General features: G+C 46.3%; 6 protein-coding genes. 4 read left to right on the top strand and 2 right to left on the bottom strand.

Annotated elements, in window-relative coordinates:
• Positions 1-34: 34 nt before the first annotated feature.
• Positions 35-1,105, top strand: coding sequence for a glycosyltransferase WbsX family protein (locus AB4111_RS02670; RefSeq protein WP_442030258.1), 1,071 nt, complete (start codon positions 35-37; stop codon positions 1,103-1,105).
• 55 nt (positions 1,106-1,160) lie between these two features.
• Here AB4111_RS02670 and AB4111_RS02665 read toward each other — a convergent pair whose 3' ends face one another.
• Positions 1,161-1,994, bottom strand: a complete 834-nt coding sequence (locus tag AB4111_RS02665) for an AraC family transcriptional regulator (RefSeq protein WP_442030256.1) — start codon at positions 1,992-1,994, stop codon at positions 1,161-1,163.
• 122 nt (positions 1,995-2,116) lie between these two features.
• On the opposite strand from AB4111_RS02665, the gene AB4111_RS02660 reads away from it, so the two are divergent.
• Complete coding sequence (locus AB4111_RS02660) at positions 2,117-3,574, top strand: alpha-L-fucosidase (RefSeq protein WP_442030254.1); 1,458 nt, start codon at positions 2,117-2,119, stop codon at positions 3,572-3,574.
• Between the two features lie 123 nt (positions 3,575-3,697).
• On the opposite strand, the gene AB4111_RS02655 is transcribed toward AB4111_RS02660, so the two are convergent.
• Positions 3,698-4,627 (bottom strand): carbohydrate deacetylase, encoded by a 930-nt coding sequence (locus AB4111_RS02655; protein WP_442030252.1) that lies wholly within the window; start codon positions 4,625-4,627, stop codon positions 3,698-3,700.
• A gap of 352 nt (positions 4,628-4,979) precedes the next feature.
• On the opposite strand from AB4111_RS02655, the gene AB4111_RS02650 reads away from it, so the two are divergent.
• Together AB4111_RS02650 and AB4111_RS02645 are read left to right on the top strand one after the other, a co-directional pair.
• A complete protein-coding gene (locus AB4111_RS02650; RefSeq protein ID WP_442030250.1) occupies positions 4,980-6,419 on the top strand; it encodes an exosporium glycoprotein BclB-related protein in 1,440 nt (479 codons plus the stop codon).
• A gap of 688 nt (positions 6,420-7,107) precedes the next feature.
• Complete coding sequence (locus AB4111_RS02645; protein ID WP_442030248.1) at positions 7,108-12,357, top strand: S8 family serine peptidase; 5,250 nt, start codon at positions 7,108-7,110, stop codon at positions 12,355-12,357.
• Positions 12,358-12,548 lie beyond the last annotated feature (191 nt).

The following is a 12,548-nucleotide window of genomic DNA, read 5'->3' as shown; positions in this document are numbered from 1 at the left end:
GCTGCATCATGTTGCTGCATTGGAGGCGTTCTGATTGAAGGTAATTGCTCTGCATCTACCCCAATTTCACCGGATTGAGGAGAATGACCGTTGGTGGGGGGAAGGTTTTACTGAATGGACCAATGTAAAAAAAGCCACGCCCTTATATTCGGGTCATCGTCAGCCTAACCAGCCTTTTCAGGGGAAATATTATGATCTCTCCGATCCAGATGTACGAAAGTGGCAAGCGGAAACAGCCAACCATCATGGCATTTATGGATTTTGTTATTATCATTACTGGTTCAAGGGCAAGCGCCTGCTCGAAAAACCAGTGAATGAAATTTTGCATAGTGGGGAGCCTGATTTTCCATTTTGTTTGTCATGGGCCAATGAAACATGGACAAGAAAATGGGATGGCCAGGAATCGGATATTCTCATGGCCCAGAACTATGGAGATCGAGAGGATTGGGAAGACCATTTTAATTATCTGGTGAAGGTATTTAAGGACAAACGATATATTCGAGTGAAAGGTAAGCCGTTATTTCTGATCTATCGGCCAGCCAGCATTCCTCAATGTGAGGAAATGATTCAGTTTTGGCGTGAATTGGCTTTGAAGCACGGCCTGAAAGGGATTCATTTTGTGCAGACCATTGGCGGATTCCCTACATTTAATCGGCAGATCTTTGATGCAAGTATGGAATTTGAACCGCATTACACGTTTGCACATGGACATATGAATGGGATCTGGATCGAAATGAACATCAAGGGCCAGCAGCATATTGCTGTGAATTATGACAAGGTATGGTCCTCCATTCTCGAACGAACACCACATCGTAACGGGGAAATGGTCTATCCAGGTGCTTTTGTCAATTGGGACAATACACCGCGTAGAGGCGTTGACGGACAGAGTACGCTAGGGTCTACCCCAGAGAAGTTTGGGCTGTATCTATCAAGACAGATGGAGAGAGCGAGGACAGTGTACAAGAGTGAATATCTCTTTGTTAACGCTTGGAATGAATGGGCGGAAGGTGCATACCTTGAACCGGATCAGAACTATGGTTACGCATATTTAAGAGAACTCAAGAAAGTAATTCAGCACGAACGACTAAATAGAAACTGGTTATAGAAGGGAGCTCCAAATGAGGAGACTCCCTTTTAATATGAGCTTGTATGCACCATGTTTACGATGTGCGAACCGTAGTTTGTCTGCGGAACTCCGTAGGTGTGAGTCCTGTATGCTTTTTGAACTGTCTGGAGAAATAATACAAATCACTGAATCCGAGATTCTCGGCGATGGCAGTGATCGTGTTCGGGGTGCAGGTCAGTAATTCCTTGGCTTTATCGATTTTTTTGCCAGTAATGTAGAGGATCGGAGGAAGACCAATCTGCTGCTTGAAGAATCGAATGAAATAATTCGGATGCATGTAGGCAATCTGGGCCAGATCCTGAACCGAAATATTTTCTTCGATGTTGGAATCAATATAAGCCAGAATGGTGGATAGCTTCTCCATAACCGGCACGTTAATAAAAGAGATCTGATCCAGATCCAGATTCATTATATAGTGGGACAGTAACTCGGTTAGTTTGCTCTTGGCCATCATATGGGCATAGACTGAGTCGGATTTGGCATATGTAAGGATGCTGCTAAAGATTTCTTGAATCAACTCAGGTTGATCCATCGTACAGCTAGTCGGGAATTTCAGAATTTGGAACAAATTGATTCCCCCAACCTTTGCACTAAAGTGACACCAATATTTGAGAAAAGGACGGTCGTTAATTGCAGAGTAGGATTGTTTGATCCCTTCTGGCATTAAAATAAGCTGATTAGGCACAGGGTAAAACTCCTCATTCCCAATCTTGAGCCAGCCTTCACCTTCACATATGAAATAAAACTTGCTGTAATCCGGTGTATAATCCAGATCTCGCCAATCCATGTCGCACCGATTATAGTTGACCATGAATAATTCAACTTGCAGATTGGACAGGTAGTTTGTAAGCAACGTTTGGTGATTCATGCTATTCATCTCCATACAAGGTTAGTATTGTCCATCTAAAAGTTAGTGTTCTGCATGTTTAACCTTTGGCCGTAACACTACAATACAAGTGCAGACGATAACGGAGGGAATGAGAACAGTTCATGGACAAAAAGGAATATTTGCAACAGATTGAAGCAACGATTGCGAACGGTAAATTCAAGGACAACTGGAGTTCGCTCAGCGCTTTCCAAGTTCCCGAATGGTACCCAAAAGCGAAATTTGGTATATTCATCCACTGGGGATTGTATTCCGTCCCGGCTTATGATAGCGAATGGTATTCGCGAAATATGTATATCCAAGGCTCCAAGGCTTATGAACATCACCTAGCGGTGTATGGACCTCATAAGGATTTTGGCTATAAAGACTTCATTCCAATGTTTCGTGCAGAGAAGTTTGATGCCGACGAATGGGCAACTTTATTTAAACAGGCCGGAGCCAGATATGTTATGCCTGTAGCTGAGCACCATGATGGTTTTCAGATGTACAAGAGCTCTATTTCTCACTATAACACATATGAAATGGGCCCCAAACGAGATATTCTGGGTGAGATGAAGGTTGCATATGAGAAGCAGGGATTAACCTTATGTGTATCGTCCCACCGTGCGGAGCATTGGTTCTTTATGTCTCACGGGAAGGAATTCGAGTCAGATATACAGGAGCCCCTGAAACGCGGTGATTTCTATTGGCCTGCCATGCCAGAACCGGATCATCATGATTTGTATGGTTCGCCTCCAACCGAGGAGTATCTGGAAGACTGGTTGATTCGTTGCTGTGAACTGGTAGATCAATATCAGCCGAAGGTCTTCTATTTCGATTGGTGGATTCAAACGGTTGCATTCAAGCCCTATCTGAAGAAATTTGCGGCCTATTATTATAACAAAGGCGAAGAATGGGGCGAGCCTGTAGCAATCAATTATAAACATGAGGCCTATATGTTTGGCAGTGCCGTTCCGGATGTGGAGCGCGGACAATTCGCTGATCTTAAGCCTTATTTCTGGCAGACGGATACGGCTGTCGCTAAAAACTCTTGGTGTTATACGGAAAATAATAACTATAAAACGGCCGAGGAGATCATTCGGGATCTCGTCGATATTGTAAGCAAGAACGGAAATCTTCTGCTGAACATTGGACCCAAAGCAGACGGTAGTATACCGGATGAAGATCGCGACATTTTGCTGAGTATCGGCAAGTGGCTTGAAGTGAATGGAGAAGCGATCTATGACACGTCATTCTGGCGCACGTTTGGCGAGGGTCCAACCGAGGTGAAGGAAGGGCAGTTCACGGATGGAGATACGAAGATATTTACAAGTGAAGATATACGATTTACGATAAAAGAAAGCAGTCTGTATGCCACGGTTCTTGCCTACCCCGATAACGGAGTGATTCACATTAAATCGCTGAAGGAAGGTTCTCATCATTTCCAAGGCGTTATTCAAGACATTCAGGTACTTGGATACGAAGAAAAACCGCAATGGGAAAGAACTGCGGACGCACTGGCGATCACAACGACAACTGTGAAGAGTAATGCACCGATTGTTTTCAAAATTGAATTGGATTAATCTCAAAGATCATTTCCAATACCGTTATATAAAAAAAGGGCGCATCCAGGAGTTTCGTACTCATTGGATAGCGCTCTTTGGGTTGATTAACTTTTGCAGTAATAATCAATATTCTGCAATGACTTACACTCTTTTCCGGGTTCGAGCTGTAGACAGGCGAGACTTGATACCTCGTTTTTTGAATAATTGAGGTGTCTTTCGTTTGCGTTTAACTGCACGATTCGGGTTGTGACGGGAAGTTTTCTTATTTATGGGTTGTGGTGTTGATGGACGTATGGGGAGTTCACATGGTTCCTCCAGTGATTTTTTCAACGCTGTGTAGTTAACAGGCAAGATATTCAATGCCCGCATCGTACGGGGAATTTCCTCGTTCATGAACACGGCAAGTTCCCGCTCACGAATGTCCGTCCATTCCGAAATCCCAAGCAGAATATCATCCACATAGCCGGGGTGACATACAATCTCAGTGGTTCCTTCTTGCAGCGTAAACAAATGATGAAGCAGTCGCTGCAAACCTTCATTGTCTCCATAAGTATCCAATAATATCATCTCGGTCATTCGGGGGGTGGGCGCTTGGGGAATGGAATGAACGATCTGAGATTTGCGGAGTGGTACATTTTCCCGAATGGCTTTCTCCGACATAATTTGATATATCATGGGATCGTTCTGATGCAGCAAATGATGGGCATCCAAATGTGTAGGGTAACGGAAGGCTTCTATAAACTGATTCCATTGTGCATCAAGTTCTTTGATGATATCAGCGGGATCTCGTACATATACACTATTTCCGTTATGAAAAGAACCATCTTTTTTCACTAAAGAAGATACGCTTCCCGGATCGCAAACAGGGCATCCGTATGTGAGGTTGAAATGCAAACCGATCCCGAAATCAGGTAGTGACCGGGCAGCGTGCAATGCATGATCAAAGCCCGGCATATTGACCATCATTGAAGTACTCGTAATTCCTCCTGCTTGATAGGCTTTGATAATCCCTTCGTTAATGGCAGGCGACAGTCCGAAGTCGTCCGCATTAATAATTACTTGCCTGCTCATGTCCGGTAATCCCCTTCCTCGGCCTGAAAAATTCGCAATCATTTAGCTAATATATTAAAGGAACCAGAGTGTGAACCGTTCATTCGCACAGGTCTGCTAAAAATCTTACTCCTATCAAAATCAACATTCATGATCGTTTCAAATGTGTCAAAATTAGTCTGAACATTACGAAAATAAGGAATGTATGTCCACTCGTGGATAGAGATATTCAGTTCATATTGAGAATATAATCCCTGTAAGTGCTGTCAGTATGGCTCGCCCGACTTATTATTAAGTGATTTTCGCTGCACCATACCTCCAAAAATAATGCCGGAATGAGTAAGTTGACTCACTAAGGAGGAGATCCCGACAGATGAAGCCAAAGAAACGTATAAGATTTGGTGGAAACATATTTAAGAAAAATAGAGGAGAAGAAGAACATCACAAGTGCTTTGAAATCGAAGCTGAAGAACTCTTCAAGCTGGTTGGTGAGTTAAAAGGAGCAATTGTACAGGTTTTTGCCAATGCTACTCCGCACAATATTTCACTTCTGATTGAGGTACTGCGTAAATTACTGGCTCTGATTCATCATTCGGATTTGAAAAAGGGAACCAGGGCAGACCTCGAAGCTGTCTTGGAGCTTACCATTGTATCTGCAGAGGCCGTACCATTCTCTCCCATCAGTGTGGCGACCAATTTGCAACAATTGCTGGATGTATTACTCTCTGTCATCTTACAGGGAAATATCGATTCGGCTGAGAAAGATCAACTTGTCATTTTGATCCGTGCGACCGAATTGGCGATCACAACAGGGCTTAGAAACATAGGGAGTCAAGGGCCGGCCGGACCTGCAGGACCTGCGGGTCCTCAGGGCGTACCTGGTCCACAAGGCCCGGCCGGTGCTGCTGGTTCTCAAGGTAGTATAGGTCCTGCTGGTGCCCAGGGAGCAGCGGGTGCTACTGGAGCAACGGGTTCTCCTGGCCCAGCAGGTGGTGCAACAGGAGCGACAGGTGCAACGGGCAGCACAGGAGCCGTTGGAGGAGCAGGCGTTACAGGAGTAACAGGTGATCCTGGCGTTGCAGGAGCCACGGGAGTCACAGGGAATACAGGAGCAGCCGGAGTTGCGGGAGTAACTGGGCCAACCGGAGTAACGGGAGACCCTGGTTTAGCGGGAGCAACGGGTGTGACAGGGGATACGGGAGCAGCCGGAATTGCAGGGGTGACCGGAGCTACCGGAGCAACGGGGATTGCCGGAGTAACTGGCAGCACTGGTATTACTGGGGCTACAGGTTCAGGAGCTATAATACCGTTTGCTTCTGGCGGACCAGCCATACTTACAACTGTTGCTGGTGGACTGGTAGGAACCACAAGTCTCATCGGTTTCGGAAGCTCGGCAACCGGAGTCAGCATTCTGGGTGGCACGATTGATTTAACGGGGACGGTTGTCGGCCCACTCATTAACTTTGCGTTCTCTGCTCCTAGAGATGGTGTGATAACAGCCATTGCTGCCTATTTTAGTACCACAGCAGCCTTGACCTTAGTAGGTTCAACGGTGACCATCACTGCGCAATTATTCAGTTCTCCTGCACCAAACAATGCTTTTACAGCAGTTCCCGGGGCTTTAGTGACATTGGCTCCGCCACTTACTGGTTTAATTGCTTTGGGGAGTATTTCTAATGGCATAACAAACGGATTGGCGATACCTGTGACAGCAGAGACACGTCTTCTGCTCGTATTCTCCGCAACGGCAACGGGGCTTACTCTTCTGAATACTGTTGTTGGCTATGCAAGTGGTGGCGTGAATATTACATGACGCGATATAAATTTTGATATGAACGACATGAGAGATCTCATGTCGTTTCTTTTCTTGAAAAGAAATTTCGAATGTTAGTCATGGTTATATAGAACTAGACCAATCTATAATTCTTCAAAAATATACATAAATACGAAAAATAAGATGAAATACGTAAGCGACATGAGACATATAAAAGCATTAAAAAGACTTATTTTCTATATTTTTCAATAAAATGCTTGTATATATCGGATAATGATTTTATACTATACCAATAAAATCCAATTAAATCCCTAATCGACTATTATATGTAATTTAAATGCGTTCACACTCACTCGAATCACGATCGAAAGTCATATTCACCACTCCTTAGAAAGTGTTCTGCTAACGCTCCTGATTACCCTTCCACATGAATGCTTATAGACATTCACTCTCGTTGCATTACTCAAACACCCAACCTTTTAGGTTTACGTCTTAACCCAAGTCGTTCCTAATCTCCTAAACTTCCAAGTAAAAAACATAGATTGATCTGTATATCTCTTCTGACTCATATTGCTCCCTAACCAAACCTGTAAAGGAGGTGAGGCTTAATGTGAAATCCAGGGCGTTTATTCCGTCCGCAATGAAGGTTAGTCTACCGTTTTATTCTGCAGAGAAGGGCACATGTACCAGACTAAAATACAAAACCGGGTAAAAGGAGTGGAAAAGTTTGATAAAGATTAATCGGTTACGCAAGCCCATCTCCATGGGGCTCTCGCTTCTCCTTGCATTTTCGATCATTCATCCGGTTTCAGCTGAAAACTCCACATCATCCAAATTGGATATGAAATCTGGACTTGCCAAAGTTTCGGAGTCGAAAGTAAACGCCAAGTTGACCAAAGAATTTGAAGGTAGTGAATATGTTACCTATCTGGTGAAAATGAAGGAACAGGTGGATACAGCAGCAGTCTCCAAGCAGGCCCTCGAAAAGGCGACCATCGCCAAACAAACGGCTTCAGCCACAAAGCTGTCCGTTCGGAATTCAGTCGTCAGCTCTCTGCGAGAAACGGCCTCACGTACACAATATCCATTGGAAACTTATCTGGAAAAGGAAGTTGGCCTGGGCAAGGTCAAAGAATATAAAAGCTATTTTATTGTCAATTCACTGGCAGTGACGAGTACCAAAGAAGTCATGGAACAGATTGCGCTGCTGCCTGAGGTAGAGAAAATTCTGCCGAATGAGACACGATACTTACAGAAAGCCGAAGTGAGTAAAGAACCGGCGAGTGCGGCACCAGCCAAAGATGCTCTCCAAACGCCAGATAAAGACGCTTCAGTCGGAGTCAAAGATAAAGAGCCTGCTGCAAAGGACAAGCTTGCAACAGAGAACGTGGAATGGAACCTGGATTACATCAATGCGCCAGCCGTGTGGGATCGGGGCATCGATGGAACAGGGATTGTCGTTGCCAATCTCGACAGCGGTGTGGACTATACCCACCCTGCGCTTCGCAGCAAATGGCGGGGACTGGATGCTTCGGGTAATATTGTTGATCCCGAACTGAGCTGGTATGATCCACACAGTAATGCTTCACTTCCTGCGGACGGAGACGGGCATGGTACACACACCATGGGTACGATGGTTGGCTCCGAAGCAGATGGCACCAACCAGATCGGGGTTGCTCCTGGTGCGAAGTGGATTGGTGTACGAATATTCAATCCGGAAACAACAGATGCCATTATTCTGGATGGCGGACAATGGTTGATTGCTCCGGTGGATGCGGAAGGTAATCTTCATCCTGAACTTGCACCGGATGTCGTCAACAATTCATGGGGCGGAGGTGCAGGACTGGATGAATGGTTCCGGCCGATGGTGCAAGCCTGGCGTGATGCTCAGATTTTCCCGGAATTCTCTGCAGGAAATGTGAGACTGGGTAACCCGGGCGGACCTGGTTCTGTTGCTAACCCGGCCAACTATCCTGAAAGTTTTGCTACAGGAGCAACCGATATCAACGGAAATCTGGCTTCGTTCTCCCTGCTGGGCCCATCCCCGTATGGTGAGATCAAACCGGAAGTATCTGCTCCTGGTGTGAATATCCGTTCAGCAGTTCCGGGCGGTGTATATGAGGGAGGCTGGAACGGAACATCCATGGCAGGCCCGCATACAACTGCGCTTGCTGCACTACTGCTTCAGGCCAATCATTCCCTTACAGTGGATCAGCTGGAGCAGATCATTACAGATACAGCCACACCGAGAACAGATAGTCAGTATCCGACATCTCCTAATAATGGCTACGGTCACGGCATTATTAATGCTCTTGATGCGGTGGGTTCTGTACTCGAAGGGATCGGCACAGTATCCGGCAGAGTGGTTACAGCTGGAGATGACCTGGAAGAGCCGGTACTGGCGCACACCCCTGTTAACTCAGCCTTTACAGGCATTGATATACCACTAACGGCTCATGTGACAGATAATGTCGCGGTAGTCTCCGTCGAAGCTTTTGCCAAAACGACAGGTACCAACCAATACGTCTATCTGCCGATGAATCGGATTGCCGGAGATAACAAAGATGGTACGTACACAGCGACCATTCCGGCATTTCTTATTGAGCCACAAGGTGTGGAGTATTATATTCGCGTGAACGACTACGGCAACAACGGATTTGAAAGTCAGGTATATAAAGTGGCTGTCTCCAATGGCGTTCAGCCAGGATACCTTCAGGATTTTGAAGAAGATCAGCTGGGTTTCACCACTGGTGGAACCGGAAGTACCTGGGTATGGGGAGCACCGAGCAGTGGTCCTGGAAGTGCATACTCCGGTGACAAGGTGATTGCAACCAACCTGCAAGGGACTTATCTGGCGAATAGTAACGCATATCTGCTTGCACCACCAATTGATCTCACCGAGAGTCCAGAAGGTGCGTTAGTATCTTTCAAACACTGGTATGATCTGGAGAATAACATCGACTTTGGAAAGGTATATATCGCTTCCGAGGACAGCGACTATGTGTTCGAAGAGTTGTTAAGCTTCACGGGTACGGGTGGTGACTGGAAGAAACAATATATTGACCTTCGCGAATATGCGGGACAGCAGGTATTTATTAAATTCAATCTGACCAGTGATAACTCGGTGCAAAAGGCTGGCTGGTACATGGATGATTTCACAGTTGAAGAATTGGATGAGCTTGCACCAGGAGCTCCTGCGGGATTGAATGCAACCGCGGATATTCTGGGCAACGTAGCCTTGAACTGGATTGGACCGAGCGATGAGGATCTCGAATCCTATGTTGTGTATCGTTCCACAACTGCAGGTACAGGTTATGAATCCATTGGAAATACAACAGGAACAACGTTTACGGATACAGCTACAGTTACGGATTCGACTTATTACTATACCGTTGCGGCACTAGATTATAGTGGCAATGAAAGTGACAAGTCGAATGAGGTCTCCATTACCGTGGAAGTGCCTGAGGATATCTACATCGATCACTTCGACGGCAGTGATGATAATGGCTGGACTCATTCGGGAACCAAAGATGAGTGGGAACGTGGTATTCCGGTAACGGGACCTGCCAGCGCGGTTTCTCCGCCAAATGTCTGGGCGACTGATCTCGACAATACGTACGAAAATGGCTCCAACTATTCGCTCGTATCTCCAGTCATTGATTTGACGGATGTGTCCGAAGGAACACTTACGTTTAATCATTGGTACGAGATTGAGAGTGGATACGATTATGGATATGTGGAAGTCACCAAAGATGGTGGAACAACATGGTCAGAACTGGGCAAATTCTCTCATAGTACAAACGGTAAACAATGGACACCGGTATTTTATGACCTGGAGGCACTTACCGGCAATGAAGTACAATTCCGATTCCGTCTGACCTCAGACAACAGTGTTGTGAAGACAGGCTGGTTCATTGATGATTTCCGAGTACTGGGTGTTGCTGCGGAGACGGTAACCGAGGACAGTGCGGTTGTACTTAACAGTGACAAACCAAAACCGTCCTACGATAACCCATGGTACAAAATTTCGCGGACAGACAAAGCGGAATTTAACAAAACGAAACAGCAACAACCGAAAGTTGAAAAACCAGGAACAGGTTCGGTTAATCCACAAAGCCTGCCTGCAAGTGCAACGGTTACCGTATTGGAAACCGGGCGTTCGGTGAAGACGGATTCGGCTACAGGAAAGTACAGCTTCACACACGTAGCAGGTGATTACACGTTAAAAGCTGAGGCATATGGATATTATCCTCGAACTCAGCAGGTAACGATCACCGATGGCAGTGGAGCCAAAGCCAACTTTAATCTGGAAGCAATCCCGCATGGACAGATTGAAGGTGTAGTAACGGATGAGCGGACAGGACAACCACTGGCTGATGCTTCTGTTCTTGTGGTGGAAGATGCCAATGTAGGTGAAGTTCGCACAGGTTCAGATGGCAGCTTCGTTATTCAGGTATTGGAAGGAAGTTATACTCTGTCCATCCGGGCTGCTGATTATTACAGTAAAACCGTCACTGTGACTGTACCTGGTAATGGTACGGCAGAGGCGAATGTTGCCTTGAAGCCGTTCATCGGTTTCCCTGGAGAAATTGCTTATGATGATGGAACAGCAGAGAACGCACGAGCTTTTAACGCTGCGGATAACGCTTGGGCAGTTCGAATGACACCAGAGCTGGAGACCGCTCAACTGACAGGTGCATCGTTCCGATTCTGGAACACCGAATGGCCAGTACCTGGAGGCACAGCGTTCCAATATGCCGTATATGATGCATCGGGTGCGGGCGGAGCTCCGGGACGACAACTGGCTGGACCATTTGACGGTACTGCACTTCGTAACGATCAATGGACAACTGTTGAATTCCCGGAACCGGTCATTGTAACGGGTGATTTCTATATCGTGTATGTACAGAGTTTAGCTGGAACTAGCGCTCCGGGACTCGCTACCGATGAGGATGGTCCAAATGCAGGTCGAAGCTGGCAGCGAGTAGGTGGAGCGTGGAGCACTTCACCTGCAGAAGAAGGTAACTACATGATTCGTGCAGTTGTGAGATATCCGGTAAATGCACCTGTGCTCACAGCACCTGCGAACACGTATACGAATCAATCAACCTTCACCGTGTCGGGAACGTCTCCGGCATCCGGCGCTCAGATCAAGTTTTACAACGGCAAAGATCTGGCTGGTACAACAACTGTCGCAAATGGGAAGTTCTCATACGGTGTGAAACTCCGTTCTGGGATTAATGCGATTACTGCCGAGGCCGTGGTGGACGGAAAAACAACCGACCGTTCACTCCCTATCGTCATTATTCTGGATCAGACCAAACCGCAGTTGACCATCACGAGCCCGACGGAAGGAAGCCGGATCAATGCGGAAGTTGTTCACGTAACGGGTAATGTCGTGGAACAATTCCTCGATAAGTTGACTGTTAACGGACAAACCGTACAAGTGGGCAAAGACAGAAGCTTCAGTCATCGCGTATTGGTTAACGAAGGCGAGAACACGATTACCATTACAGCAACCGATCTCGCTAGCAACAAAACAACGGTAACCCGCACCGTATACGTGGAAACGGCGTTGCCAGAACTTACGAATATTACGCCAGCTGAAGATGTTCGAATCACATCAGGGGAAAGTGTCACCGTATCTTTTGACAGTAAACCTGGTCTGCAAGCATCTTTCCGGATTCAGTTACCGCTGAATCTGAATGCCCAAGGGGCAGGAGAGATTCCATTAGTGGAGACCGAACCTGGTCGTTACACGGGTACGTACACAACACCTTCATCCCTTGTTCTAGAGGGGGGAGTCATTGTGATTCGCGCTCAGGATGCAGCAGGCAACAAAGTAGAGGCGGAAGCAGCTGGACGATTGTTCGTCAGTGCAGCACAAGAACAATCCGTTCCAGAACCAGATTCGAGCCCAGCAGAGACGGAATCGAATGAATCTAGTCCACCGTCTGCTGAGGGTCTGCAACCTTAATTAAACAAAGTATGACATGGATGATAACTGCGTTTTGACCATCTAAGCAAGAAGCCGATAAGCCGAGGTATCCGGGCTTGTCGGCTTTTTGTTATATCCTCTTTTCATAGCTGAAGCCTAAGATTAGTTCAACCAAAATGCATATACTGCATGGTTTGCAGCATTAGGATTAAAAAATACGATGACAGGAG

The organism is Paenibacillus sp. 2KB_22, assembly GCF_052115745.1.
Taxonomy (GTDB): Bacteria; Bacillota; Bacilli; order Paenibacillales; family Paenibacillaceae; genus Paenibacillus.
Note: the sequence above shows the minus strand (reverse complement) of the source record. Positions and strands in the feature narration are given on the sequence as shown.

Bases quoted from the DNA above. Each gene is read 5' to 3' on its own strand.
- AB4111_RS02665 (WP_442030256.1), bottom strand. From the start codon at position 1,994: ATGAATCACCAAACGTTGCTTACAAACTACCTGTCCAATCTGCAAGTT.
- AB4111_RS02660 (WP_442030254.1), top strand. From the start codon at position 2,117: ATGGACAAAAAGGAATATTTGCAACAGATTGAAGCAACGATTGCGAAC.
- AB4111_RS02655 (WP_442030252.1), bottom strand. From the start codon at position 4,627: ATGAGCAGGCAAGTAATTATTAATGCGGACGACTTCGGACTGTCGCCT.
- AB4111_RS02650 (WP_442030250.1), top strand. From the start codon at position 4,980: ATGAAGCCAAAGAAACGTATAAGATTTGGTGGAAACATATTTAAGAAA.